The organism is Paracoccus sp. (in: a-proteobacteria) (assembly GCF_047973135.1).
Taxonomy (GTDB): domain Bacteria; phylum Pseudomonadota; class Alphaproteobacteria; order Rhodobacterales; family Rhodobacteraceae; genus Paracoccus.
Genome location: NZ_JBKEBL010000025.1, coordinates 1 through 24,788, shown reverse-complemented (window position 1 = coordinate 24,788; position 24,788 = coordinate 1). Strand labels below are relative to the sequence as shown.

Annotated in this window: 24 protein-coding genes; 15 read left to right on the top strand and 9 right to left on the bottom strand. The window is 65.8% G+C overall.

The window, feature by feature from the left end; genetic code table 11:
• From ACK5L9_RS01745 to ACK5L9_RS01685, 13 genes are all read left to right on the top strand, one after another.
• Positions 1 to 232 (top strand): hypothetical protein (locus tag ACK5L9_RS01745; protein ID WP_416909726.1); only part of this gene is annotated, 232 nt, incomplete at its 5' end.
• The gene (locus ACK5L9_RS01740; protein ID WP_416909725.1) at positions 229 to 969 is read left to right on the top strand and encodes an SDR family oxidoreductase; all 741 of its coding nucleotides are present in this window, start codon (positions 229 to 231) and stop codon (positions 967 to 969) included. The genes ACK5L9_RS01745 and ACK5L9_RS01740, both read left to right, overlap by 4 nt.
• Positions 969 to 1,808 carry an alpha/beta fold hydrolase gene (locus tag ACK5L9_RS01735; RefSeq protein ID WP_416909724.1) on the top strand — a complete coding sequence of 280 codons (840 nt, stop codon included), beginning with the start codon at positions 969 to 971 and terminating at the stop codon, positions 1,806 to 1,808. The genes ACK5L9_RS01740 and ACK5L9_RS01735 overlap by 1 nt, the downstream gene beginning before the upstream one ends.
• A gap of 4 nt (positions 1,809 to 1,812) precedes the next feature.
• Entirely contained in the window at positions 1,813 to 2,751 is a 939-nt protein-coding gene (locus tag ACK5L9_RS01730) for a VOC family protein (RefSeq protein ID WP_416909723.1), read from the top strand.
• Positions 2,748 to 3,539, top strand: coding sequence for an SDR family oxidoreductase (locus tag ACK5L9_RS01725; RefSeq protein ID WP_416909722.1), 792 nt, complete (start codon positions 2,748 to 2,750; stop codon positions 3,537 to 3,539). Before ACK5L9_RS01730 ends, ACK5L9_RS01725 begins: the two co-directional genes overlap by 4 nt.
• A 12-nt stretch (positions 3,540 to 3,551) precedes the next feature.
• Entirely contained in the window at positions 3,552 to 5,225 is a 1,674-nt protein-coding gene (locus ACK5L9_RS01720; RefSeq protein WP_416909721.1) for a thiamine pyrophosphate-binding protein, read from the top strand.
• Between the two features lie 3 nt (positions 5,226 to 5,228).
• A complete protein-coding gene (locus ACK5L9_RS01715) occupies positions 5,229 to 6,044 on the top strand; it encodes an aspartate dehydrogenase (RefSeq protein ID WP_416909720.1) in 816 nt (271 codons plus the stop codon).
• Positions 6,045 to 6,057: 13 nt separating this feature from the next.
• Positions 6,058 to 7,581 (top strand): aldehyde dehydrogenase, encoded by a 1,524-nt coding sequence (locus ACK5L9_RS01710; RefSeq protein WP_416909719.1) that lies wholly within the window; start codon positions 6,058 to 6,060, stop codon positions 7,579 to 7,581.
• Position 7,582: 1 nt separating this feature from the next.
• Positions 7,583 to 8,812 (top strand): hypothetical protein, encoded by a 1,230-nt coding sequence (locus ACK5L9_RS01705; RefSeq protein ID WP_416909718.1) that lies wholly within the window; start codon positions 7,583 to 7,585, stop codon positions 8,810 to 8,812.
• On the top strand, positions 8,812 to 9,276 hold the full coding sequence (locus ACK5L9_RS01700; RefSeq protein WP_416909717.1) for a flavodoxin domain-containing protein: 465 nt from the start codon (positions 8,812 to 8,814) through the stop codon (positions 9,274 to 9,276). The genes ACK5L9_RS01705 and ACK5L9_RS01700 overlap by 1 nt, the downstream gene beginning before the upstream one ends.
• Positions 9,276 to 9,869 carry a pentapeptide repeat-containing protein gene (locus ACK5L9_RS01695; RefSeq protein WP_416909716.1) on the top strand — a complete coding sequence of 198 codons (594 nt, stop codon included), beginning with the start codon at positions 9,276 to 9,278 and terminating at the stop codon, positions 9,867 to 9,869. The genes ACK5L9_RS01700 and ACK5L9_RS01695 overlap by 1 nt, the downstream gene beginning before the upstream one ends.
• 28 nt (positions 9,870 to 9,897) lie before the next feature.
• Positions 9,898 to 11,046, top strand: coding sequence for an FAD-dependent monooxygenase (locus tag ACK5L9_RS01690; RefSeq protein ID WP_416909715.1), 1,149 nt, complete (start codon positions 9,898 to 9,900; stop codon positions 11,044 to 11,046).
• Positions 11,047 to 11,092: 46 nt separating this feature from the next.
• Positions 11,093 to 12,040 (top strand): cupin domain-containing protein, encoded by a 948-nt coding sequence (locus ACK5L9_RS01685; RefSeq protein WP_416909714.1) that lies wholly within the window; start codon positions 11,093 to 11,095, stop codon positions 12,038 to 12,040.
• Positions 12,041 to 12,236: 196 nt separating this feature from the next.
• On the opposite strand, the gene ACK5L9_RS01680 is transcribed toward ACK5L9_RS01685, so the two are convergent.
• The 9 genes from ACK5L9_RS01680 to ACK5L9_RS01640 form a co-directional block, all read right to left on the bottom strand.
• A complete protein-coding gene (locus tag ACK5L9_RS01680) occupies positions 12,237 to 13,568 on the bottom strand; it encodes a sigma-54-dependent transcriptional regulator (protein ID WP_416909713.1) in 1,332 nt (443 codons plus the stop codon).
• Positions 13,565 to 15,067: a sensor histidine kinase gene (locus ACK5L9_RS01675; protein WP_416909712.1), complete on the bottom strand. Its 1,503-nt coding sequence runs from the start codon at positions 15,065 to 15,067 to the stop codon at positions 13,565 to 13,567. Before ACK5L9_RS01675 ends, ACK5L9_RS01680 begins: the two co-directional genes overlap by 4 nt.
• Positions 15,064 to 16,065 carry a 4Fe-4S binding protein gene (locus ACK5L9_RS01670; protein ID WP_416909711.1) on the bottom strand — a complete coding sequence of 334 codons (1,002 nt, stop codon included), beginning with the start codon at positions 16,063 to 16,065 and terminating at the stop codon, positions 15,064 to 15,066. Before ACK5L9_RS01670 ends, ACK5L9_RS01675 begins: the two co-directional genes overlap by 4 nt.
• Complete coding sequence (locus tag ACK5L9_RS01665) at positions 16,059 to 16,799, bottom strand: TorD/DmsD family molecular chaperone (protein ID WP_416909710.1); 741 nt, start codon at positions 16,797 to 16,799, stop codon at positions 16,059 to 16,061. Before ACK5L9_RS01665 ends, ACK5L9_RS01670 begins: the two co-directional genes overlap by 7 nt.
• Positions 16,792 to 17,460 carry a 4Fe-4S dicluster domain-containing protein gene (locus ACK5L9_RS01660; protein WP_416909709.1) on the bottom strand — a complete coding sequence of 223 codons (669 nt, stop codon included), beginning with the start codon at positions 17,458 to 17,460 and terminating at the stop codon, positions 16,792 to 16,794. The genes ACK5L9_RS01665 and ACK5L9_RS01660 overlap by 8 nt, the downstream gene beginning before the upstream one ends.
• Positions 17,461 to 17,472: 12 nt before the next feature.
• On the bottom strand, positions 17,473 to 20,031 hold the full coding sequence (locus ACK5L9_RS01655) for a molybdopterin-dependent oxidoreductase (protein WP_416909708.1): 2,559 nt from the start codon (positions 20,029 to 20,031) through the stop codon (positions 17,473 to 17,475).
• A complete protein-coding gene (locus ACK5L9_RS01650) occupies positions 20,028 to 21,539 on the bottom strand; it encodes a c-type cytochrome (protein ID WP_416909707.1) in 1,512 nt (503 codons plus the stop codon). Before ACK5L9_RS01650 ends, ACK5L9_RS01655 begins: the two co-directional genes overlap by 4 nt.
• 78 nt (positions 21,540 to 21,617) lie before the next feature.
• Complete coding sequence (locus tag ACK5L9_RS01645; protein WP_416909706.1) at positions 21,618 to 22,043, bottom strand: hypothetical protein; 426 nt, start codon at positions 22,041 to 22,043, stop codon at positions 21,618 to 21,620.
• Positions 22,044 to 22,144: 101 nt separating this feature from the next.
• The gene (locus tag ACK5L9_RS01640; protein ID WP_416909705.1) at positions 22,145 to 22,459 is read right to left on the bottom strand and encodes a hypothetical protein; all 315 of its coding nucleotides are present in this window, start codon (positions 22,457 to 22,459) and stop codon (positions 22,145 to 22,147) included.
• Between the two features lie 321 nt (positions 22,460 to 22,780).
• Between ACK5L9_RS01640 and ACK5L9_RS01635 the strand changes: the two genes are divergently transcribed.
• Both ACK5L9_RS01635 and ACK5L9_RS01630 read left to right on the top strand, forming a co-directional pair.
• Complete coding sequence (locus ACK5L9_RS01635; RefSeq protein ID WP_416909704.1) at positions 22,781 to 23,779, top strand: Mrp/NBP35 family ATP-binding protein; 999 nt, start codon at positions 22,781 to 22,783, stop codon at positions 23,777 to 23,779.
• A 63-nt stretch (positions 23,780 to 23,842) separates the two neighbouring features.
• Entirely contained in the window at positions 23,843 to 24,778 is a 936-nt protein-coding gene (locus ACK5L9_RS01630; RefSeq protein ID WP_416909703.1) for an XdhC family protein, read from the top strand.
• Positions 24,779 to 24,788: the final 10 nt, after the last annotated feature.

Below are 24,788 nucleotides of genomic sequence, written 5' to 3'. Positions count from 1 at the left end.
GGTCTCGGGTTTGGCGCGGGAAAGCTGGCGCTTTCTCTATCGGGCCGAGCTGGAACAGAACCACTGGAACGTGCTGGAGCAGGACCGGGTCATGCTTGAGGGCATGCCCGACGACGCCCGCCGTCGCGAAATGCTGTATCAGCACGACCTTGGTGTCAGCCGGATCCGCCAGATCCTGACCCGGATGGCCAAGGGCCAGATCGAGGCCGAGACAAGGATTGCCGCAGAATGATGCTGGCGGGGCGGCATATCCTTGTGACCGGTGCGGCGCGGGGCCTTGGCGAAAAGATCGCCGAACGCCTTGCCGCCGAAGGCGCGCGGCTGATCCTGGCCGATCTGCTGGAACCCGAAGGCCGCGCGGTCGCCGCGCGGCTGGGGGCCGGCTTCCTGCCGGTCGATCTGGCCGATCCCGCCTCGGTCGCGGCCATGGGCGAGGCCGTCGCGGAACGAACCGGCGGCAGGCTGCACGGGCTGGTCAATAACGGAGCCATCGCCACCGGTATCGGCGGCATCGCCCATGACCGGATCGGGATCGACATCTGGGACAAGGTAATGGCGGTCAATGTCCGGGGCACATGGCTGGTGACGCGGGCGATGGCGCCGCTGCTGAAGGCGGCGGGGTCGGGACGAGTGGTCAATGTCGCCTCGGACACGGCGCTGTGGGGCGCGCCCCTGCTGCTGGCCTATACCGCGTCGAAAGGGGCGGTGATGGCGATGACACGGTCCTATGCGCGCGAACTGGGGCCGGATCGCATCGGCGTCACAGCGGTCGCGCCGGGCATCCTGACGACCGAAAGCACGGATTATGTTCCCGAGGCGCGCCACCGTCTTTATGGCGAGGGCCGCGCCGTACCCGGCCCGCAATCCGCAGACGAAATCACCGGCACCATCGCCTTTCTTCTGGGCGAGGACGCCCTGACCCTGACCGGCCAGACCCTGCCGGTCAATAACGGCTTCTGGTTCATCTGATGGGCTTTGATCAGCATATTTCCGGCCCGACAGCCTGTCTGGAACGGCGCGGCGACGGGCTGACGCTGATCCTGCTGCATGGCATCGGTTCAAACGCGTCGGGCTTTGCCGGGTTGCTGCCGCATCTGCCGCCGGGCTGGCGGGTGATTGCATGGGATGCGCCGGGCTATGGCGGGTCTGCGCCGCTGGCTGGGGAATGGCCGGTCGCAGCGGATTATGCCAGGGCGCTGGCGAGGCTGATGGACCGGCTGGGGATCGACCGGGCCGTTCTGCTGGGGCATTCGCTGGGGGCGCTGATGGCGGCGGCTTTCGCGCGGCTTTATCCGCAGCGGGTGGGCGCGCTGGTGCTGGCGTCTTGCGCGTTGGGGCATGGCGTGCTGCCGGGGGGGGCGCTGTCGGCGGCGGCACAGGCGCGGATCGACGATCTTGAGGCGATGGGCGCGCAGGCATTCGCCGCCGCCCGCGCGCCCCGGCTGGTGTTCCGGCCTGACCACAACGCCGCGATCACCGGTCTGGTGGGGCGCAACATGGCGCAGGTGCGGATGCCCGGCTATGGGCAGGCGGCGCGGATGCTGGCCTCGGGGCGGCTGCTGGACGATCTGGCGGCGCTGAGCGTGCCTGCATCGGTCATCTTCGGTGCCGGGGATATCGTGACCCCGCCCGACGCCAATCGCCGCGCCCATGCGGCCATTCCCGCCCGGCTGCGCGGCCCGCTGATCGAACTGCCGGATGCGGGCCACGCCATTTATCAACAGGCTCCGGCGGCGTTTGCGCGCGCGCTTGGCGACTGTCTGGAACAAACCGCGCCTGCCGCGATGCAGGCCACCATCAAGGAGTGACAGGATGAGCCAGAAAATTCGCGTTCAAAGCCTGCGCGGCATCATGATGCGCGGCCCCGGCCTGACGGCGACGCTGCCCTTTTATCAGGACATGTGGGGGTTGAAGCTTGCCCGCCAAGAGGACGGCGCGGCCTATCTGAAAGGCACCGGCCCCGAGGCGTTTCTGTACGGGCTGAAGGATGGCCCGGTCTATGGCATCGAATATATCCATTTCAACATGCCGGACGAGGCAGGTATCGACGCCCTGCACCGGCAGGTGCGGGCCGAAGGCGGCACGGTGCTTGGCGACCCCACAGCCTTCGGGGACTGGATCGGCGGCTATGGCTTTGAGATGCTGGACCCGGACCTGCGCCGCCTGCGCTTTCGGACCGGCGGGCTGCGCCATGACGAGCGGCCTGATTGGGCGATGCCCAGAAAGGTCAGCCATGTGGTGCTGAACACCCCCGACATGGAGGGCGTTCAGGCCTGGTATGAACGGGTTCTGGGTTTTCGCGTCTCGGATTATTCGGCGGATCAGATGGTGTTCCTGCGCTGTTCGTCGGACCACCATTCCATCGCGCTGGTGCGGGGGCATTACGCCTCGGTGAATCATGTCGCTTTCGAGGTGCCGACGATCAACGAATTCATGCGCGCCATTGGCCGCATGAAGCAAAAGGGCCATGTGCCAACCTGGGGGCCGGGACGGCACGGGCCGGGCGACAACCCCTTTGCCTATTTCGTTTCGCCCTCGGGTTTCGTGATCGAGTTCACATCGGAATTGCAGCAGATCGACGAGGCCACGCATGAGGCACAGGTCTGGCCACGCGACGATCCCGAGAAGATGGACCAGTGGATGACCGCAGGTCCGCCCACGCCCGCGCAGCGCGCAGTGATGCAGGGCCGCCCGGATCCGGGTTTTCCCGAACTGGTCCCTGCGGGCCGCACAGGGGAGGCTGCGGAATGAACGGCTATGATTATGACGGGCGTGTGGCGGTCGTGACGGGCGGGTCATCCGGGATCGGGCTGGCGACGGTCCGGCTGTTGCTGCGCTGTGGGGCACGGGTGGCCCTGTGCGCCCGGAACCAGGGTCGGCTGGATGACGTTGCCGCCGTCCTGCGCCGCGATCATGGCGAGGGTCGAGTGCTGTCCACCGCGCTGTCGGTGCTGGACCCCGAGGCCGTTAACGCCTTTGCCGCGCAGGTTCAGGACCGGTTCGGTCGCTGCGATCTGCTGGTCAACAATGCCGGGCAGGGTCGGCTGTCAACCTTTGCGACCACCAGTGACGACGACTGGCGCGCGGAATACGAGCTGAAAATCTTTAGCCAGGTTCTGCCGGTGCGGGCCTTTCTGCCGATGCTGCGCGAGGCGCGGGGGGCCATCGTCGCGGTCAATTCGCTGCTGGCCTATCAGCCCGAGCCGCATATGGTCTGTACCAGTTCGGCACGGGCGGGGGTTCAGAACCTGCTGAAAAGCCTGTCGGTCGAGCTGGCCCCCGATGTGCGGGTGAACTCGGTCCTGATGGGGCTGATCAGTTCCGGCCAATGGACCCGCCGCTTCGCCGAACGCGAGGATAAATCCGTCAGCCGCGAGGAATGGTATGGCACGCTGGCCAGAAGCAAGGGCATCCCCCTTGGCCGGCTGGGCGACCCCGAAGAGGCCGCCCATGCCATCGCCTTCCTCGGCTCTCGCAATGCCAGCTACATCACCGGCGCGCAGATCGACGTGTCGGGCGGGCTGTCCCGCTTTATCTGAAGGAACACACCTATGAAAATGGATTCCCGCCTGGAGGTCGAAACCGTCGGCGACCTGATTGCCCGCTATCTCGCCGATATTGGCGTCGAAAAGATCTTTGGCGTCATCTCGATCCACAACATGCCGATCCTTGACGCCGTGGCGCGTCAGGAACGCATCCGCTTCGTGCCCGCGCGGGGCGAGGCGGGGGCGATGAACATGGCTGACGCCTATGCCCGCGTGTCGGGAAAGCTGGGCGTCTGCCTGACCTCGACCGGCACGGCGGCGGGCAATGCCGCAGGCGCACAGGCCGAGGCGCTGACCGCAGGCACGCCGCTGTTGCATATCACGACGCAGGTGGATCGCGAATTTGCCGACCGCGACCGTGCCGCCATCCATGACGTGCCGCGCCAACCCCGGATGCTGGAAGGCGTGTCCAAGGCGGTGTTCCGCATGTGGGATGCGAATGGCGCGGTGGGGACACTGACGGCGGCCTGTTCGGCGGCGCTGTCCGCGCCTTCGGGGCCGGTCAGTCTGGAAATCCCGGTTGATGTCCAGCGCAGCCGGGTCAGCGGATCGGCCCGCATCTATCCTCCGCTGGTCCAGTATCCCGTGGCCAGCGACGAGGCCATCGCGGAACTGACCGACCGCGTGCTGGCCGCCCGCCGCCCGATGCTGTGGCTGGGTGGGGGCGCGCGCGGCGCGGGCGGACCCGCGACCGAACTGGTCCGGCGCGGTTTTGGCGTGGTGTCCTCGACCAATGGCCGGGCTGTGGTACCCGAAGACGATCCCGCATCGATGGGCGCGTTCAACATGACGCCCGAGGCGGTCGCGATCTATGAAAGCTGTGACCTGATGATCGTTGCAGGATCGCGCCTGCGCGGCAACGAGACGCAGAACAACCAGATGCCCCTGCCCTCGCCACTTGTGCAGATCGACGCCGACGCCGCGCAGGGCGGGCGCAACTATCCGGTAGATCAGTTCATCCATGGCGATGCGTGCGATGTCCTTGGCCGTCTGGTCGCGGCTTTGCCCGACAGGCTGGATACCGACGAGGGGCTGAAATTCGACATGGCCCGCGTCCGCGCAATGGGCGAGGGGCGGATGCGCGATGTGCTGGGGCCATATCGCGTCGTTGCCGATGCGCTGAACCAGCGGGTTGCGACGGGCCGCCACCCCTGGGTGCGCGATGTGACCATCTCGAACTCGACCTTTGGCAACCGCTATGTCCGGATCGCCGAACCGCGCCACGGAGTCCACGCGCTTGGTGGCGGTATCGGGCAGGGTGTTGCGATGGGAATCGGCGCGGCGCTGGCATCGGACGGGCCAAAGGCGATCACGCTGCTGGGCGATGGCGGCACGATGCTGGGCATCGCCGAGATGATCACCGCCGTCGATGAGCATGCACCGCTGGTCTATGTGCTGATGAACGACCGCGCCTATGGCGTGATCCGCAACATTCAGGATGCGCAGTACAATTCGCGTCATCATTACAGCGCGCTGGCCACGCCCGATTTCGCAACCTTCTGCGCTGCAATCGGGATGCCGCATCACCGGGTCGCCGACCTGCGCGATTTCGAGACCGCGCTGGACGCCGCCATAGCCGCCGAAGGGCCGCAGGTGGTCGAAGTGGACATGTGCGCCATCGGTCCCTTTGCCGAAACCTTTGCCGGGCCTCCGGCGGGTGCGGCCGGAAAGGCAGAATAGGCCATGCGACTGGGGCTGATCGGTTTCGGCAATATCGCCACCACGCTGCTGGCGCTGATGGCGCGGACCGGGCTTCAGGTCCGGCATCTGACGGTGCTGACCCGGCCTGCGGGCGCCGTGACGGCCCGCGACCGGCTGGCTGCCGACTTTCCGGGCATCACCGTCAAGGTCGTCACCGACGCCGCCGGCCTGCTGGCCAGCCGTCCCGATCTGGTGGTCGAATGCGCAGGTCATGCCGCCGTCACCGCCCACCTGCCGCAGATCCTGCGGGCCGGGGTCGATGTTGTCATGGTGTCCATCGGGGCGCTGGCCGATGCCGCGCTTGAGGCCGAACTGCGCCGCGCCGCCACCGGAGGCGGGGCGAGGCTGATCCTGCCTGCGGGTGCGGTGGGCGGCATCGACCTGCTGTCGGCGATTGGCGCGGCGGGCGATCTGAAGGTGCGCTATCGCGGTATCAAGCCGCCGAAGGCATGGCGTGGCACCCCGGCGGAACGGGCCGTCGATCTGGACCGGATGACCGGGGCGACGGTGTTTTTTAGCGGCAATGCCCGTCAGGCCGCGACGGATTATCCCAAAAACGCCAATGTCTCGGCCACGCTGGCGCTGGCGGGACCGGGTTTCGAGGCCACCGGCGTCGAACTGGTGGCCGATCCCGATGCGCCCGGAAACATCCATGAATACGACGTCGAGTCCCCTCTGGCCCGCTATTCGATCCGGATCGCGAACACGGCCTCGGCGGGCAATGCCAAAACCTCGGTCACGACGGTCTGGAGCGTGCTGCGCGAGATTCGCAACCGCCTTGGCCCGGTGTCCATCTGAACAGGGGAAAAAAATGAACGAACTGAGACAAATCGGCGATAGCGATGTCGAACTGCCGGATGGCCGGTTGTTCATTGGCGGCGAATGGGAAACCGGCAACGGCCCAAAGATCGTCTCGATCTTTCCCGCCGACGGAACGGTAAACCGGGTGCTGCGCGGTGCCTCGCGCGCGGACGGGCTGCGGGCCATAGAGCGCGCAAAGGCGGCGCAGGCAGATCCCGCATGGCGCGACCTGAAACCGCATCAGCGCGCCCGCCATCTGCACCGTATCGCCGACGGGATCGAGGCGAATGCCGAACGCATCGCCCGCATCCAGACCCGCGACACCGGCAAGACACTGACGGAAACCCGCGCGCTGGCCGGGTCGGCCGCAGCCACATTCCGCTATTTCGCCGCCGTTCTGGAAAGCAGCGACGAGGCGTTGACCGCGCAGCGCGGCGAAGCGCTGACCATGTCGGTCTGGGAACCTCTGGGTCTGGTCGCCGCGATCACGCCGTGGAACTCTCCCATTGCATCGGACGCGCAAAAGATCGCGCCCGCGCTGGCGGCGGGCAATGCGGTGCTGCTGAAACCGGCAAGCTGGTCGCCGCTGGTCAGCCTTGAACTGGCGCGGATCGTTGAAGAGGCGGGGTTGCCCAAGGGGCTGTTCTCGGTCCTGCCGGGGGCGGGGCGCGAGATTGGCAATCTGCTGGTCGAACATCCCGACATTGCCCGCGTATCCTTTACCGGCGGCACCGCGACGGGCCGCCAGATCGCGCGGCAGGCGGCAGAAAAGCTGATGCCCGTCTCGCTGGAGCTGGGCGGCAAATCCCCGACCATCGTTTTCGCCGATGCCGATCAGGCGCTGGCCATCGCGGGTATTCTGTACGGCATCTTTTCGTCCACCGGGCAAAGCTGCATCGCCGGGGCGCGGCTGTTCGTGCAAGCCTCGATCCATGACGCATTCGTGGCCCGGCTGGTGCGCGCCACCGAAAGGCTGCGCGTCGGCCATCCGCATGACCCGGCGACGCAGGTGTCCTGCCTTGTCCATCCCGATCACCGCGACGCGGTCGAGGCGCATATCGCCGCCGCACTGGCCGATGGCGCGGTGCTGCTGACCGGCGGCGCGCGGCCTGCGGATCCGGCGCTGGCGGGCGGGGCCTATTACCTGCCGACGATCCTGACCGGGGCACCCAACAGCGCCCGCATCTGCCGCGAAGAGGTCTTTGGACCGGTGCTGGCCGTGCTGCCCTTTGACGACGAGGCAGATGTGATCGCGCAGGCCAATGACAGCGATTACGGGCTGGCCTGCGGCATCTGGACCCGCGATTTCCCAAAGGCATGGCGGGTCGGGCGTGCCGTCACCACCGGCACGGTCTGGATCAACACCTACAAGCAGTTTTCGATCTCGACCCCGTTCGGCGGCGAAAAGGACAGCGGTATCGCCCGCGAAAAGGGCCGCGAGGGGCTGCGCGCCTATCAGGCGCAAAAGGCCATTTATACCGACCTGAGCAATCGCCCCCACCCCTGGGCGGCCGAAACCGTGGCGGAGGTCTGAGATGCGCAGGATCGCCATTATAGGCTCTGGCCCGTCGGGCTGTTTTACGGCGCAGGGGCTGCTGAAGGCCCGGCCCGACTGGGCGGTGGATATCTATGACGCGCTGCCGGTGCCCTTTGGGCTGGTCCGCTATGGCGTGGCAGCGGATCATCAGGGCACCAAGGCCATCACCCGCCAGTTCGAACGCATCTTTGAACGGCAGGGTGCGCGGTTTTTCGGCAATGTGACCCTGGGCCGCGATGTGGCGCTGGCGGCGCTGCGCGGGGCATATGACGCGGTGGTGCTGGCCGCCGGTCTGGCGGGCGACCGTGATCACGGGCTGGGCAAGGCAAAGGGTATCATCGGCGCGGGCCGGCTGACACGGGCGCTGAATGATCATCCCGATGCGGGTGGCCTGCCCGATATTGGCGGGCATGTGATCATTCTGGGCAATGGCAATGTCGCCGTGGATGTGCTGCGGCTGCTGGCCAAGACCGGCCCCGAATTGCAGGACAGCGATCTGGGCGGCAAGGTCGGCGACTGGCTGTTGTCGCGGCGCATCGACAGCCTGACGATCCTTGGCCGCTCGGCCGCAGCATCGGCGCGGTTCGATCCGGTGATGATCCGTGAACTGGGCAAGCTGCAAGGCGTGACCATGCGGGTGGACGATCTGCCCGGCGATGCGGGCGACAGCAAGCTGATCGCAGCGCTGGCCGGGCTGAATGGCCTGTCCACCGGCCCGCGCCCGGTCTGCTTTCGCTTTGGCTGCCCGCCCTCGGGGATCGACACCGACACAGGGGGCCATATCCGCGCCCTGCGGGTTCAGGGTCCGGGCGGCCCCGAAACCCTGCCCTGCGACGCGCTGATCACCTGCATCGGCTTTTGCGGCGATGGCAATCTGGGCCGCGACGGGCTGATCGCGGATGCCGTGGATGCCGAGGCAGGCCGCATCGCCCCCGGAGTTTACGCGGTCGGCTGGTTCCGTCGCGGCCCGCGTGGCACCATCCCCGAAAACCGCGCCGACAGCCTGGCCGTCGCGCAGCGCATCGTCGAGGATGTCGAGGCGTGGCCCGAACAGGACCGCATCGGTGCCGATGTGCTGCCGCAGGGCCTTGAGGTGGTGGACTGGGCCGCGTGGAAACGTCTGGACGCCATCGAAACCTCTGGCGCGATCACAGGCCGCTGCCGCACCAAGATCGCCACGCGCGCCAGCATGCTGCAACTTTCCCGAGAAACAGAGGACTCACGCTGATGAATATCGTCATTCTCTATGGAACCGAGACCGGCAATGCCGAAATGCTGTCCGAGGATATCCAGTCCGATCTGGAAGGCGATCACGCGGTCGAGGTCGTCAATCTGTGCGATTTCGACCCGGCGAATTTCGATCCGGCCAGATTGTATCTGATCGTGTCATCGACCTATGGCGACGGAGAGCTGCCGGCCTCGGCGCAGCCTTTTGGCGCGGCGATGGAGGCGCAATCGCCGGATCTGTCGGGCATCGTCTTTGGCCTGTTCGGGCTGGGGGATACCGAATACGACACCTATAACCTTGGCTCGAAGCTGGTTCAGGACATCATGGTCAGGGCAGGCGCGACCATGCTGGGCGAGCGTGTCGTCCATGACGCCTCGGGCAACGATCTGGCCGAGGATATGGCCCTTCCCTGGGCGCATGGCATCGTCGCGCTGGCCATGGCGCGGCTGGGGGAGGCCGCGTGATGGACGGGGCCGGGATCCGTTCACGGCTGAACACGCCCTATGTCTTTGGGGAATATGTCGATCTCAGTGGCATCACCTGCGAGGACCGGCTGAATCTGGATGGGTTGTCGGTGGCCGGGGTGGACCTTTCGGGCGCAAGCTTTCCCTGCGGCATCTCGGCCCGTGGCACGCAATTTCTGGGGGTAAGCTGGTTCCGCGCGATCAGCGCCACGGATGCCGACCTGACCGGCGCGGTCTTTCATGCCGATGCGCGCCTTGACCGGGCCGCTATCGACGGCGGGCTGATCATGCGCGACGCGGAATTCCGGGGCGTGCTGCAATTCGACGGTGCCGAGTTGGCCGGGGACGTCGATCTGCACGGTGCGGTCGGCTATGGCAATTGTTCGTTCGAAAGGGCCAGCCTTGGCGGCTGTGTGGATTTTCGCAACAGCGAATGGATGGGCGGGCTGTGGCTGGAAAGCGCCAGCTTTGCGCAGCTTGAAGCCGACGAGATGCTGATTCACGGCAGGTTGTGGACCCGCCGCGCGCGGCTGGCGCAGGGCAGGCTGTCGCCTGACCGGTTCAGCATCAGCTTTGGTTATTCCGATGCCTGAGACAAGCGACGAAAGAGGGAGGAAACCCGTGGCAAGTCTGAAGATTGCAATCGCCGGGGGCGGGGTCGGCGGCTTGGCCGCCGCCGCTGCGCTGCTGCGGCAGGGCCATCAGGTGACGGTCTGTGAACAAGCGCGCGGATGGGGCCGTGTCGGTGCGGATGTGAACCTGACGCCCAACGCCGTGCGGGCGCTGGATGGGCTTGGTCTGGGCGCGCAACTGCGCGAAACGGCTGCCCGGCCCGAATACCGCATCAGCCGGACCTGGGACAGCGGCGCGGAAACCTCGCGCCTGGAAATGAGCGCGGCGGCGGAACGCAACTATGGCGCGCCCCAACTGACCATCCACCGCGCCGATTTGCTGGCCGCGCTGCGGCGCGGGGTCGGGGATGGCAATATCCGGCTGGGCTGCAAGGCCGTCGGGGCCGGGGCGGCGGCCAAGGGTGCGGTACTGATGCTGGAGGATGGCAGCAGCGTCGAGGCCGATCTGGTGATCGGCGCGGATGGCATCCATTCCCCGGTGCGCCATGCGCTGTTCGGCGCAGACGATCCGCGCTTTACCGGCCTGATTTCGTGGCGCGCGGTGGTGCCGCGCGCGGCGGTGGCCGGTCTGCCCAATCTGGACAGTTTCACCAAATGGTGGGGGCCGACGCCGGACCGCCAGATCGTCACCTTTCCGCTGAGCCGGGGCGAAGAGATCTTTGTCTTTGCCACTACGGCGCAGGGCGACTGGACCGATGAAGGCTGGACCCTGCCCGGAGATATCGGCGATCTGCGCGACGCCTTTGCCGATTTCCACCCCGAGGCGCGGGCACTGCTGGCCGCCTGTCCCCAGGTCACACGCTCGGCCCTGCATATCCGCGAACCGATGGCGGAATGGGCACGGGGCGCGGTCTGTCTGCTGGGTGATGCGGCGCATCCGATGGTGCCGTTCATGGCGCAGGGGGCCTGCATGGCGATCGAGGATGCAGTGGTGCTGTCGCGGGCGGTCGAGGGCGCGGATACGGCCGGAATCCCTGCCGCTCTGCGGCGCTATCAGGCGACGCGCATCCCACGCACCAGCCGCGTGCAAGAGGGGTCGTTGGCGAATGAATGGCTGAAAGAGGGCGGAAATGCGGACTGGGTCTATGGCTATGACGCCTGGTCCGTCCCGGTCGGCGATCCGGCCCCCGCCGAATGACTGGCAAGACAATATCCACCGTGACTTTTCCCGAAAGAGGTGAACCATGACCGTGCAAGATACGAAACTGCAAACCCTTGCCGACGAACTGAAGGCCCATACCGGGCGCTTTACCGACAAGCGGTTCGACTGGAAGGCCTTTCCGTCGAATGTCGGCTATGACGACCTGTCGCGCGCCCAGATGCGCTATATCGGCGCTGGCGGCTCGCCCAAGGTCGGCGACAACACCACACTGAAGCCCGACAACTTCACCCTGTCGCTGATCTACAAAGAGCCGGGAAAATACGCCGCCTGCCACAGCCACGAGATCGAGGAAAGCTTTCTGATCATCGGCGGCGCGCTGATCGTCGGCTGGGAAAGGGACGGCGAGGTGGTCGAGGTCAATCTGGGCCCCAGGGACATGATCCTGAACGCCCGCGAGATCGGCCACGGCTTTCGCGTGGACGGGGTCGAGCCGGTGCTGATGTCGATCTCGGTCGATGTCGGCAAGCCGCTGCCGCCGGTCTATCACTATCACCCCAGGGAACATGCCCCCGAACTGGCCCGCGCCTTCGGCGCCCTGCCGGGCAAGACGCAAACCTTCGACCGCAGCAGCAGCCATCCGTTGCAACAACTGATGGCAAAATATGTCGTGCGCCATGCGGAACTGGAAACCAGCTGGGACGCCGCCGGCTTCAGCCGCAAGATCTATTGCGGGCCAGGCGGGGTCGAGGTCGATACCTGCCGCAAGGAAATGCTGGGCATTCCCTCGCGCGTGGGGGTCAAACCGTTCAGCCGCGACGTCGAGGACGCCTTTCTGGTGCTGGAAGGCAGTCTGATCGTCGGCTGGGAACAGAACGGCGAGACGGTCGAGGTCGAGCTGGGGCCGCGCGATCTGGTCAAGACACCGGCAGGCCGCAGCCACTGGTTCCGCAACAACGGCGCGGGCCACGCGACGGTCTGGTATGTCATTGGCTCGGCCGAGCCGGAACTGGTCCGGTTCGAGGCGGCCTGACAGGGCCAGACGCGCATAAAGTGATTGTCCCGTCTGACTATAACCTTTTGATCTGACGCTGTAGTTCACGCAGATTTTGTCATCAGAATCAGCTTCCGTCGGCTATACCAGCAGCGCCGATACAGCCGCCGTGCCATCCGGCCCGGCGGCGCAAGGTCAGGCCTTGGGGAACGGCCATGTGTCAGAACCTTTGGCCTCAGTCGCCAGCCTCAATGGTTTTCAGCAGGCGATAGAGGTTGCGTTCCGAAATGCCCAGGGTCTGTGCGATCCGCTGGCGGTTTCCGTCAAAGCGGTGCAGCAACTGCCCGATATAGGCGTCGCGCAGCGCCTCAAGCGTGGGCGGCTCGGCAAAGCGCAGGATCACTGCGGCGGAACAGTCGCCCGATGCGGGGCGCGGCCCAAGGCCCAGATGCGCGGGCGCGATCACCGGGTCGCCCGCTGACAGCATCACCGCGCGATCAACGGCATTCGCCAGTTCGCGGATATTGCCGGGCCAGTCATAATGGCGCAGCGCCTCTTGCGCCTGGGGCGAAAAGCTCTTGGCGATGCCGCGCCGGAAATTGCGGTTCGCCAGCAGCGATTCCGCCAGTGGCAGGATGTCCTCGGCCCTGTCGCGCAGCGGCGGCACGAACAATGGAAACCCGGCAAGCTGATAGTAAAGCTGCGGCCGAAATTCGCCCCTGCCGGCCAGCGCCGCCAGATCGACCGAGGTTGCCGCGATGATCCGCGTGTCTGACGCGATCTCGGCATTGCTGCCATGCGGGCGATAGCTGCGCTGTTCCAGCAGCCGCAGCAGACGGCCCTGCATCGGCCCGCTAAGCGTTTCGACATCGTTCAGAAAGATCGTTCCGTGATCGGCGGCGGCAAGCAACCCGTCGATCAACTGCCCATTGCGGACCTTGCCGAAAATCTCGGATTCCAGCATGCCGGGGTCGCATTCGACAGTCACGAAACGACCGTTGGCGCGTGGCCCCTGCGCATGGATCGTGGCCGCGATCACGCCCTTGCCGGTCCCACCCTCGCCCTGCAACAACACCGGCGCGCCCGAGGCCGCCAGCATGCCGACCATCGCGCGCAATTCGGTCAGGGCGGGGCTGTCTCCGATCAGCTCGTACCGGGCAAAGCGTTGCGCCTCGGCCTGCCAGAAGGCCAGATCGCGGCGAAGGGCGGCGGTTTCGAACACCCGGCCAAGGGCAATTTCCAGACGCTCGGGGCTGACAGGCTTGGCCAGATATTCGCTGGCGCCGTACCTGACCGCGCCAACCGCCTGATCGATGGTGCCAAAGGCCGTCAGCACGATCACCGGGCAGTATTCCCGCAGCTCTGGCAGAAAGGCCATGCCGCTGCCATCGGGCAATTGCACGTCCAGCAACGCCAGATCGGGGGCAAAGCCGTTCAGCGCCTGCTGCGCGGCAGCGCGGGTGGTGACGCCGCGCACCATATGGCCCAGTTCCGTCAACTGGTCGCACAGCAACCGGTTCAGCGTGACATCGTCCTCGATCACCAGAATGGACCGGCCGCCGGTCATGGCGCGGCATCCGGGTCGGGAAAGGACAGCGTAAAGCGGCTGCCCTGCCCCAGCGTACTGTCCACCGAAATCCGCGCACCAGCCTGTTCGGCAACGGCACGGGTGATCGCAAGCCCCAGTCCGCGCCCGGTCGAGGCATCGGCGCGGCGCGACCAGAAGGGCATGAAGATGTCATTCAGGTGCTGCGGCGGAATGCCGACGCCGGAATCTGCCACCTCCAGCGTCACCCGCCCGCCCGCACGATGCCCTGTCAGTGACAGCTTGCCACCGCCGGGCATCGCGTGGAAGGCGTTCATCGCCAGATTCGTCACCGCCATCAGCAGATCGGATTCGGGCATCAGCACGCGCAACCCGCCCGGAATATCGATCTTGATCACGATCCGCTGCTGTTCGGCCTGATAGGACAAAAGCTGCATCACCCCCGTCACCGCCTGCCGCAAGCCCAGCAATTGCCGGGCGCGATCCGCCGGGCTGCCAAGCCGCAGCAGGTGGTCGGTGATTTCAAGGCATTTGCCTATCTCGGTGCGGATCAGGGCGAAATAGTCCTGTGCGCGGTCAGTGTGACCCTGTTCCAGATCGCGCCCGATCGCCCCAAGCGCCAGTTCGATGGAACTGAGCGGATTGTGGATCTCATGCGCCACCCCCGTCGCCAGCAGGCCCAGTTCCGACAGCCGCTGTGACTGTGACATCTGTGCCTGTTCGTCCAGATTACGGATCGCCTCGACCACGCAATCCTCCATCGGGGCGGCGGATACCTCGACCGAGATCTGTCGCCCCGCCGGGGCCCGATGGCAATCGCGAAAGGTGATCCGGCGGGCGTGGCGGCGCATTTCGGCCACGGGGCATGTGACCAGCGTGTAGGAACAGGGCCGGTCCCGCCCATGGCTGGAACGATAGCAGGGCTGGCCGACGATTTCGGACAGGGGCCGCCCGACCTGATCGGCATAGGCGGCATTGGCGCGGCGGATGCGCATGTCGGGGCCGATCACACGGATTCCGTCGGGGATGGCGTCGATCAGGGCCTGACTCAGCCTTTCGGCCCGCATCAGCGCCTCTTGCCCGGTTTCGACATTGTCGGCCATGTGGTTGAAGCTGCCGCCAAGCGCCGCGATCTCGTCATGGCCCGATACCCGCACCCGCGCCGACAAATCGCCCGCCGCCATCTTTTCCGTGGCCACCGCCAGCGCCGCGACGGGCCGCACAACGATGCGCCGCAGCCCAAGCGCCAGCACAACCGAGGCAGCCAGCGTCACCAGTCCGCCCAGAACCGCCAGCCCTGCGGCGCTGATCAGGGTTTCGCGCACCAGCCCGGTGATCATCTGTTCGGTCGAGGGATCACCCGCATGGCCGCGCATCGCCTTCAGCCGCTGGTGATAGAACGCCATGACCAGTCCCAGCAGCAGCGTCGAGGCGGCGATCAGCGTCGCCCCCAGCAACAGCACCAGCCGACGCCACACGCGTGCCCCGATCCGGTCGCGCAGCCCGATCACCATGCTCATGTCAAAACCTGAAACAGCTTCTTGTGGTGCCCGCTGGCCGCGCAGACCGGGCAGAGACCGCCTGACGCATAGGGGCCGGACCGGGGCACATGCACGGTCGCACCGCAGGCGCGGCAGTCAAGGCGCGTCAGGGCAATGTCCGGGGCGGGCACCTTCATCGCACCGACCTGAATAGCCGAATCCGTACAAACATCTTCACAAAGCAAACATCCGGTACAAGCGTGGGGTGTAATTCGGTACCGCAATCCGTCTGCCCGGTCGTTGATCAGGGTCAAGGCGCTTTCCGGGCACAGCCGGATGCAGGCGTCGCATCCGCTGCACAGGGCGGGGTCGATCCGGGGAACAAAGGCGCGGGGCGCATCCTCTGGCATCCGGGCCTGAAGCCTGGCCAGCGCGGGGGGCTGGCCCGCCGAGTCGCGCAACGGCGCGGTCAGCGCCTTCAGCAGCGCCCGGCGCGCGGGGGCCGGTCCGTCACCGGCGCGGCGCGTCCACAGGGCAATCTGGGTGCGGCTGGCCGGGGCGGCCCGAGGCGGGGTCAGCCCCGCCGCGCGCGCAAGCGGTGCCAGATCGTCCAGTGTCCCGGCCAGCCGCTGTGCGGGCGCGTCGGGACAGGTGCCGCAATCGCCCGTGGCGCAGGCGATCCGGGTGACACCGGACAGCGCCCATTCCGCCACCTGTTCCAGCCCCGCGCCCTGTATGCAGGCCGGGGCGAGGCGGCCCGTTGCCGCAGGATGGCGCGCACAGACAAGGATCAGCGCAGCGCCGTCTCGCACCGGTTCGGGCGGTGGCGGTTCCTGCCGGATCGCGCGGACGGGGCACGCCCCCGCGCAGGCCCCGCAGCCCTGACAGGCATCCGCATCCAGCCGCACGAAGCCCCGTTCAAAGCGCAGCGCCCCGTGCGGGCATGCCGGGATACAATCCGCACAGCCCGCCAGCACCGAGCGCCCATGCACACAGGCTTTTGGGTCAATCACCGGGTGGCGCGGGCCGCCTACCATCCGGGGGCGGCGCCGGGGATGTACAGGTCGCGGTCGGGGGCCTGCGGATACGGCCTGTCGCCGGGCAACGGGGCGATGTCGGGCGCCTCGCCTGTCAGTTCCGTCAGCAGATCGCGCAGCGCAGGCAACAGATCAGCCATAAGCGCCCCGGTCGTGGCCAGCAGCGGCGTCGCGCATCGCTGCGCCATGCGGCGGCCAAATTCAGGCACCCAGGGCAGGACGTGGCGATCCATGAAACGGGCCGCGTCCAGCGCCGCCACCGGCTGAGCCTGCGCCAGCAAATGCTGGACGAACTGCAATTCATGCACCAGATGATCGTCGGCGCGCAGCCGCCAGTCGGGGGCCGTCAGCCCGTAATGGGCATACCAGTCGCGGACCTCGAACATGGGTTCCTGCCGTTCCAGCCGTTCCTCGGTCATCCAGACCGAGCCACTGGGCGCCAGCCGGTAGCCATGGGTCAGAAAGCAATCGGCGAAATCGGCGGCCAGAATGTCCAGCACCGCAGGGTCCGGCGGGTCGGGCAACAGATCCAGCGCCTCTTGCAGGGCCATCCCGGATTCGTGGCCGCCGCCCACGGGCAGCATTTCGGCGAACATCCGGCCCGCGCCCGCCGCCTTCAGCCCGGCAATCAGCGGCGTGTCCGCCTCGCGGTCCAGCAGCCGGATCAGCAACCCAAGGGCGTCAGCAGCCATTGTCAGCGCAGCGCGACCCTGATCGTTCAGCGGCCTAGTCATCGACGCGCCCCTTGCTGTGCGGAACGAAGCGGATCGAGGGGTTGGTCAGCTCGGGGTCGGCCATGGTGCGGACCTGCCGGACCAGATCGTCATTCGGGCCGACCGCCTTGGTCTGATAACTGCCCGTGTCAATCTGGTCGATCGGCCCGACATCCAGCACCCGCATCATGCAGGCCGAGACGCAATAGGGTTTGCGCCCGGCCTCCAGTTCGTCGATGCACATGTTGCATTTCTTGACCACATTCTCGGACGGGTCGAATTGCGGCGCGCCAAAGGGGCAGGCCGCCTCGCATTTGCGGCAGCCGATGCACAGCGTGCTGTCGATATCAACGACGCCGTTATCCTGCCGCTTCCAGATCGCGCCGGTCGGGCAGGCCGGCAGGCAGGCCGGTTCGGCGCAATGGTTGCAGGACATGTTGATCTTGAAGGCAAAGACGTTCGGGAACACCCCACCCTCGATATATTGCACGCGGCGGAAACGGGGGCCCGCCTCCAGCCCGTTCTTGTCCTTGCAGGCGATCTCGCAGGCGCGGCAGCCGATGCAGTCCACATTGTTGTGGACAAAGCCCATTTGCAGGTCGGGCACGACGGGGGTGTACCCCTCGCGCCGGATGCGGGCCGCGTTTTCCTTGATGCGGGCCTTGTCGATCTTGTTGGCCATGATCGTCGCTCCTTACAAATCGCGGCGAAAGACGTGGCTGCGCGCGGTTGCAAGCTGATCCCAGCCGGGGCGGTGGTTCAGATCGGTCTTGCGGATGTCGCACAGCACGGTGTTATAGGCGAACGCGCCCGCAGGGCTGGGTTCGTCCAGCGTCAGAAAATCCGGGTTGCCGGACCGGTCCTTGCCATTCTCGTCCAGATCCATCCACGCGCCTTCATGCAGCACCGCCACGCCGGGCATGCAGCGTTCGGTGACATAGACCGGCACGATACATGATCCCCGGTCGTTAAAGACCTCAACCGTGTCGCCCATGCCGATCCCCAGCCCTTTCGCGTCGGATGCGTTCATCGTCAGTTCCTGGCTAAAGGTTTCCCGCAGCCAGGGGATGTTGTTGAAGATCGAATGCGTCCGCCAGCGCGGGTGGGGCGAGATGACGTGGAACGGGAACTGTTCCGTCTTGTCGCTGTTCAGGCTTTCCCACGGCTCGATCCATTTCGGAATCGCCGGGATCGGATAGCCGTATTGCGTGCGGGTCCAGTCGGTGATCTGGGCAAGCTGGCCCGAAAAGATCTCGATCTTGCCGGAAGCGGTCTGGAAAGGCACGCCCTGTTCGACCTGCTGGCGAAAAGCTACATGCGGCTGAGACAGGATGAATTTATAGACACCCCGCTGCTTGAACGTTTCCCAGTCGATGTCCGCGCCCTGATGGTCCCGGACCTTGTGCCACCAATCGACCAGATAGGCCTCGTCCACATCGGTCGGATCGTCGAAATAGTCGCGCGTGGCCTTGGGGTTATAGGCCGGGCCAAAGCCAAGCCGATAGGCCAGTTCGGTAAAGACCTGAAAATCGGTGCGGCTGTCGCCAAGCGGCTGGATGACCACCGGGCGGTGGATATAGTAGTGACCCTTGTACCATGGCAGCGCCACGTCGTGCCGTTCGAAATGGGTGGCGATGGGCAGCAGATAGTCACACCAGATGCCGGTAGGCGTGATGGTGCTGTCCATGCAGACGAACAGGCTTTCCTCGTCGCCCTCGGCCTCAAGCTTGCGGATCGCCTCGATTTCCTTGTTGATATTCGTCAACTGGTTGAACCAGTCCGAGCCCTGATAGAAAATCCCCCGGATATTCGGGATCACCCCGTCCAGTTCGTCATTGCGCGGCCAGATGCCGATTTCCTCGCGTTTGACATCGGGATAGTTCAGCACGCAATGCGCCCAACGGTCGGACTTGATCGAGGCGAACCAGACATTCGCCCATTGATCATAGGGATAGGCCACGCCCTCGGCATGCCATGCCTTGCCCACGCCTTCGGCACAACCGCCAAGGATGCCGATATTGCCGGTCATGGCCTGCAAGGCCGATGCCATGCGGTTATATTGCTCGCCATAGGCGTTGCGACCGGGCGACCAGCTTGCCTTAAGAGCGGCGGGTTTGGTCGTGGCGTACATTTCCGCCAGTTTCCTGATGTCATCGGCGCTGACACCGCAGATTTCGGCGGCCCATTCCGGGGTCTTGGGCACGCCGTCGCGTTCGCCCATGATATATTCGCGGAAACTTTCCTGCCCTTGCGCCCAGCCGGGCATGGTACCGGGATCCATGCCCTGCACGAAACGGTCGATAAAGCCCTGATCGTGCCAGTCATTGTCCCAGATGTGCCAGGCCATCCCCGCCATCATCGCCGCGTCGGTATTCGGCCTGATCGGAATCCACCACGCATCATAGGCCGCCGCGCTGTCGGTATATTGCGGATCGACCAACACGAACTTGCAGCCGCGCTGCTTGGCCATGCGCATGTAATAAAACGTGTTTCCGCCGTGGAACGTATAGGCTGGGTTCCAGCCCCACATGATCATCAGCTTGGTATGGGCGAAGGTGTCGTCCTCGTTTCCATCCTCGATCGTGCCAAAGGTGATGCGGCTGGAAAAGGTCGTGCCCTGATAGGACGGCACCGACCAACAGCTTGTCCGGCAGCCGAACATGCCCATGAACCGGCCCAGCAGCCCCTCGATCTGGTCGGATTTGTGCAGCACGCCATAGGACGCGCCCGCATAGGACTGATCGCACAGCGCGGTCGGGCCGTATTTGTCCTTGAGATAGGTCATCCGCCGCGCGATGTCGGACAGGGCCTCGTCCCATGTCACGCGCTTGAACTTGCCCTCGCCGCGCTTGCCTACCCGCTTCATCGGGTACAGCAGCCGTTCCGGCGAATACAGCCGCGAGCGATAGGACCGTCCGCGCAGGCAGGCCCGGACCTGCGGCTTTTCCTCGGTATCGGTGCCATAGGCATCGCCCTGATAGGTGCCGTTATCCGTGGACAGCCGCACGATCACATCGCCCTTCTTATGTGCGACCAGCATGTGCCTGCTGCCGCAATTATGCGCGCAGGATGTGACGACGGTTTCCAGCTCGTCATCGGTCGGATAAGGCTCGTAGGCGAAGGCATGGGCCTTTTTGGGCAGATTGCCGACGACCAGCGCGGTCGCGGCGGTGGCGCTGGCCGATTGCAGGAACCGACGGCGCGTCGGTGTGAAGGCGTTCACCCAGTTCGACAGACGGGATTGCAGGGTCATTGCGCGTCTCCTTCATTCGCCGGGCGCTGAAAGCGCGCCTCGCTGGTCGTGGGACGGTCGGCGGCCCATTCGGGCACTTCGGGATCCATGTCTGGCCAGGGATGGCGCGGATAGGGAAAGCTGATCCGGTACCACGCCCGGCCACCATGGCAGCCATAGCAGGTATCGGATCCCGCCTGCGCCAGATCCTCGATTCCGGCGGCCTTCAGGTAAGTCACGTTGTGGCGATTGGTGCGGTACAGTTCCTGATGGCAGGACAGGCAGCCATTCGCGACCGTCGGATCCTCGTCGGTCTGATCCTCCATATCGGCGCGCATCTCGGGCCAGGGTCCGGCCAGCGCCATGATCTCGACCGGGTCAGGCATGGCACCGTGGCAGCGCAGGCAGGTGTCGGACGGATTCACCATCTTGCGCAGGGTAAATTCCGGATCCGTCGCATTCGCGTCAAAGGCTGCGCGCAGGGGCATCAGATCGGGGCTTTCCTCGCGCAGATCATTGCCGCGATGGCAGAAATTGCATTGCAGGTTCATGGTCTGCTGCGCCAGCGGGCTGGAGATATGCCGCCAGTGAAAATCAGACTGCCCGGTGCCGTCCTGCGGCACATAGGTGTCCAGGGTCTGATACCAGGCCAGAGCCTCGTTCGCCTTGACCCCGGCGGGCGATTCCGCGCGGACCTGATGATCCAGAATCTCTTGATGGCAGGCCAGGCATTCCTGATCCGAAGCCTGATCGACCAGCGGCGGATAGTGGATCGGGTGATGCCGGGCGCGTTCGTAATCCAGCGCGGGGATTTCCGCCTCAAGCTGTTGCAGCCGGGCGGCGATATCGGCGATCTCGTCGTCGGACGGACCGGGCGGGTCGGTATAGGCGACCAGCGGGATCGCCTCGACCTCGGCTTCCGCTGCCACATCAGCGGCTGGCGCGGTCGCCGCCACAGCCGCCGCAAAGGGCAGCGCGTCAGGCGCGACCGGATTGTCCGATTGCGCGGCCAGCCATGCGATCAGGTTGTGCCGGTCCTCGGGTTTCCTGAGACCGGCGAAGGCCATCTTGTTGCCGGTGATATTGCCCTTGGGATCGGCCAGATAGGTATCCAGCAGCTCAACCGTCCAGTTGCCACCATGCCCGGCCATCGCGTCGGAATACGCGAACCCCTCGACACCGCCGACGGGCCGGTCAAGGATTCCCCACAGATGCGGCCCGGTCCGGTCCGCCTTGCCATCATCGGCTGTATGGCAGGCCTTGCATTTCGCAAAGACCTTTTCACCCGCCGTCGGGTCGGGATCCGTAGTGGCCGCCACCTGAACCGGTGCAGGATCGGCAACCGCCACCACGGTCTCGCCCGCCGGGGCATCGGAAGCATCGGCATCCTGATCCTCAAGCATATAGGCCGGGGTCCGGTCGGGCGTTCCCTTGATCAGAAGCGTGCCCAGAACGAACACGGCGAACACGCCAAACAGCGCGAAAAAGGCCAGAGCAGCCCGGCCGATCCAATCTTCCAGTCTTTGCATGTGCCTCGCTCCGATCCGGCTGGTCCGGGGGGCGGAAACCCGCCGCCCGGATTGTCATCTGGCTTGGTTCGGTCTGGATCAGTCGCCGTCCATCCCGCTCATCCCGGACATGCCATCCATGCCCGACATGCCACTCATGCCCGACATGCCGCCCTGCCCGGCCAGCGTCCACTGGGTGCAAACCCAGCCCGAACCGCCTGCCATTCCAGCCATTCCGTCCATGCCGCTCATGCCCGACATGCCATCCATGCCGCTCATGCCTGACATGCCGTCCATGCCCGACATACCGCCCATGCCGCTCATGCCTGACATTCCACCTTGCCCGGCCATGGTCCATTGCGTGCAGACCCAGCCCGAGCCATCGCCGGACATGCCGCCCATACCGGACATGCCTCCCATTCCTCCCATGCCGGACATTCCCGACATGCCCTGAGCACCGGCGACCGAAATCAGCGCGCCAGTGCAAAGGATCGCCGCGAGGGTTGTCTTGGTGATTTTCCGCATTCGCTTTGCTCCTCTTGATTGATCAAAGATCGCGTCTGGCACGGGCCAATCCCGTGGACGCTGCCCTTCGGCGCAGGTCGGCACCGAAAGTCCGGTTGCGGCTAGTCCGTCTGGTACCAGCCGCGAATGTCATAGGGTGCGTGCATCCCCGGATGGTTGAAGGGCGTAAACCAGTCGCCTTCGTCGTCCAGAAATTGCAGATGGGCCGGATAGGGTTCGCTGATGCCGGTCATCGCCTGCGCAAACCACGCCTCGTCATGCTGCACCGCAGTAATCACGGGCGCGCCCTCGGGCCGCATCGCAGGCGCGGTTCCGGCGATATAGGCCGCGCCGGCCTGCGGCTCTGCATCCTGCGCATTGGCCAAGGTCGGACAGGCGGCCATGGCGATCATGGCTGTCAAAAGGCGGTATGCCATCCGGCTTCCCCCATCGGAAAAGATGTGCCGCAGAGCGGGCTGGCCACCCTGCGTCCTGAAGGCAGAATAGGCATCCCCACCGCAATGTCGTTATAAAAATTAAGCAATTACAGAATGTTGCGCTATTTTGCCCCTGACAATCTGTCAGCACGGATACCTCCGCCCGGCAAAGACCCGCAAATGCAGCGGGATAGGGCCTGACAATCTGTCAGGTCAGGCTGTCAGTCCCGGCGTTGCGACATGACGCCGCACGCACCCGGCGGTTGACGCAAGACGGTGAAACGGCGTCAGAATGGGGGCGCATCCCGAAAAGGAGAGGTCATGGACAAGCGAATCGAGGCTGCCGTGAAAAAGGCGCTGGCCGGGCTTGTGCCGCTTGGCGCGGTCAAGGCGCTGACGGTTTCGGACGGTCAGGTCGGCTTTGTGCTGGACGCCGGGATCGCGCCACTGCCCGATAATGCCGCCGGACGGGCAAAGGCGCTGCTGCGCGGAATAGAGGGCGTGACGGGTGTGACCGTGCATCTGGCCGCGCCGCAGAAAGCCCCCGCCGCCCCGCCGGGGCCTTCGCCCATCAAGGGTGTCGGCGCGGTCATCGCCATCGGCTCGGGCAAGGGCGGGGTCGGCAAATCGACGGTAACGGCCAATCTGGCGCTGGCGCTTGCCGATCAGGGCCTGCGGGTCGGGCTGCTGGATGCCGACATCTACGGCCCCTCGCAGCCGACGATGCTGGGCGCGACGGGCCGCCCGGTCGGACGCGAGAACCGCATCGTACCGCTGTCGGCGCACGGCATCCGCTGCATGTCGGTTGGCATGCTGATGGATCCGGACCGGGCGCTGGTCTGGCGCGGGCCGATGCTGGTCACGGCGATCCGGCAATTGCTGCACGATGTGATCTGGGCGCCGCTGGATGTGCTGATCGTGGATCTGCCGCCGGGAACAGGGGATGTGCAGATCACGCTGGCCCAGTCGGTGCCGCTGACCGGCGCGGTGGTGGTAACGACTCCGCAGGACGTCGCCCTGATCGACGCCCGCCGCGCCATGGACCTGTTCGACCAGACCGGCGTGCCCGTCCTTGGCCTGATCGAGAACATGTCCAGCCACATTTGCAGCCATTGCGGGCAAGAGGACGACATCTTCGGCCATGGCGGAGGCGAGGCCGAAGCCCGCGCGCGCGGCATCGCCTTTCTGGGCGCGCTGCCGCTCAGCCGTCCGGTCCGCGAAACCGGAGATGCGGGCACCCCCATCGTCCGCGCCGATCCGCAAGGCCCCGTCGCCACCCGCTTTCGCCAGATCGCAGAGGCGCTGCAAGAGGTGCTGTGACGTTCTTGCGTCCACTCTGGTCCGGGGGTACCAATTGGCAGGGGGTTGGGGGCTGGCTGTGACATGGTAACGCAATCACAGACCATCTGGACGCAGGAACCGGTTCAGGCATTGCTGAACGCGGCCGGGGGCGGGGTTCTGGCGCTGATCGCCGGGGTTGAGGGGCCGTCCTACCGACCGGTTGGCGCGATGATGGCGATCATCGGGGAACAACGGGTGGGCACGCTGTCGTCCGGCTGTATCGAGGCCGACATCGCGCTGCACGCCCGGACGACGCTGACCGATGGCCGCCCCCGGATGATCCGCTATGGCTGCGGCTCGCCCTTCATGGATATCGAACTGCCCTGTGGCGGCGGGCTGGATATTCTGCTGGTGCCGCATCCGGATCGCATGGCGCTGGAACAGGTGGCCGCCAACTGGGCGCAGCGCATCCCCTGCACGCTGCTGATCGACACAAGCTCTGGCCGCTGCCGCGTCGCCGACAAGGGTGACACCGCGCTTGTCGATGGCGTCTTGCGGATCCGGTTGCAGCCCGAGATCCGCTTTCTGATCTTTGGCAAGGGCCCCGAGGCCTGCACCTTTGCCCGGCTGGTGCAATCGGCGGGTTATCCCAACCTGCTGTTGTCGCCCGACCCCGAAACCCTGACCGATGGCGAACTGGCCGGATGCGGCACGCAGCACCTGTCCGCCCGCGCCTTTCCGCCCGAGCTGGCAGTCGATGACCGGACCGCGATCACCCTGTTCTTCCACGACCACGACTGGGAACCGGTACTGCTGGCCGGGGCGCTGGACACGCCGGCCTTCTATATCGGCGCGCAGGGCAGCCAGCGCGCGCGCGATGCCCGGTTGCTGGCACTTGCGGCGATGGGCGTGGCGCAGGCCGCGCTGGCGCGGTTGCACGGGCCGATCGGACTGATCCCTTCTGCGCGGGATCCCGGCACGCTGTCTGTCTCGGTTCTGGCCGAGATTCTGGCCACCGCAATGCGACCCGCAGGATGAGGACAGCGGG

Bases quoted from the DNA above. Each gene is read 5' to 3' on its own strand.
- ACK5L9_RS01740 (WP_416909725.1), top strand. From the start codon at position 229: ATGATGCTGGCGGGGCGGCATATCCTTGTGACCGGTGCGGCGCGGGGC.
- ACK5L9_RS01735 (WP_416909724.1), top strand. From the start codon at position 969: ATGGGCTTTGATCAGCATATTTCCGGCCCGACAGCCTGTCTGGAACGG.
- ACK5L9_RS01730 (WP_416909723.1), top strand. From the start codon at position 1,813: ATGAGCCAGAAAATTCGCGTTCAAAGCCTGCGCGGCATCATGATGCGC.
- ACK5L9_RS01725 (WP_416909722.1), top strand. From the start codon at position 2,748: ATGAACGGCTATGATTATGACGGGCGTGTGGCGGTCGTGACGGGCGGG.
- ACK5L9_RS01720 (WP_416909721.1), top strand. From the start codon at position 3,552: ATGAAAATGGATTCCCGCCTGGAGGTCGAAACCGTCGGCGACCTGATT.
- ACK5L9_RS01715 (WP_416909720.1), top strand. From the start codon at position 5,229: ATGCGACTGGGGCTGATCGGTTTCGGCAATATCGCCACCACGCTGCTG.
- ACK5L9_RS01710 (WP_416909719.1), top strand. From the start codon at position 6,058: ATGAACGAACTGAGACAAATCGGCGATAGCGATGTCGAACTGCCGGAT.
- ACK5L9_RS01705 (WP_416909718.1), top strand. From the start codon at position 7,583: ATGCGCAGGATCGCCATTATAGGCTCTGGCCCGTCGGGCTGTTTTACG.
- ACK5L9_RS01700 (WP_416909717.1), top strand. From the start codon at position 8,812: ATGAATATCGTCATTCTCTATGGAACCGAGACCGGCAATGCCGAAATG.
- ACK5L9_RS01695 (WP_416909716.1), top strand. From the start codon at position 9,276: ATGGACGGGGCCGGGATCCGTTCACGGCTGAACACGCCCTATGTCTTT.
- ACK5L9_RS01685 (WP_416909714.1), top strand. From the start codon at position 11,093: ATGACCGTGCAAGATACGAAACTGCAAACCCTTGCCGACGAACTGAAG.
- ACK5L9_RS01680 (WP_416909713.1), bottom strand. From the start codon at position 13,568: ATGACCGGCGGCCGGTCCATTCTGGTGATCGAGGACGATGTCACGCTG.
- ACK5L9_RS01675 (WP_416909712.1), bottom strand. From the start codon at position 15,067: ATGAGCATGGTGATCGGGCTGCGCGACCGGATCGGGGCACGCGTGTGG.
- ACK5L9_RS01670 (WP_416909711.1), bottom strand. From the start codon at position 16,065: ATGGTAGGCGGCCCGCGCCACCCGGTGATTGACCCAAAAGCCTGTGTG.
- ACK5L9_RS01665 (WP_416909710.1), bottom strand. From the start codon at position 16,799: ATGACTAGGCCGCTGAACGATCAGGGTCGCGCTGCGCTGACAATGGCT.
- ACK5L9_RS01660 (WP_416909709.1), bottom strand. From the start codon at position 17,460: ATGGCCAACAAGATCGACAAGGCCCGCATCAAGGAAAACGCGGCCCGC.
- ACK5L9_RS01655 (WP_416909708.1), bottom strand. From the start codon at position 20,031: ATGACCCTGCAATCCCGTCTGTCGAACTGGGTGAACGCCTTCACACCG.
- ACK5L9_RS01650 (WP_416909707.1), bottom strand. From the start codon at position 21,539: ATGCAAAGACTGGAAGATTGGATCGGCCGGGCTGCTCTGGCCTTTTTC.
- ACK5L9_RS01645 (WP_416909706.1), bottom strand. From the start codon at position 22,043: ATGCGGAAAATCACCAAGACAACCCTCGCGGCGATCCTTTGCACTGGC.
- ACK5L9_RS01640 (WP_416909705.1), bottom strand. From the start codon at position 22,459: ATGGCATACCGCCTTTTGACAGCCATGATCGCCATGGCCGCCTGTCCG.
- ACK5L9_RS01635 (WP_416909704.1), top strand. From the start codon at position 22,781: ATGGACAAGCGAATCGAGGCTGCCGTGAAAAAGGCGCTGGCCGGGCTT.
- ACK5L9_RS01630 (WP_416909703.1), top strand. From the start codon at position 23,843: ATGGTAACGCAATCACAGACCATCTGGACGCAGGAACCGGTTCAGGCA.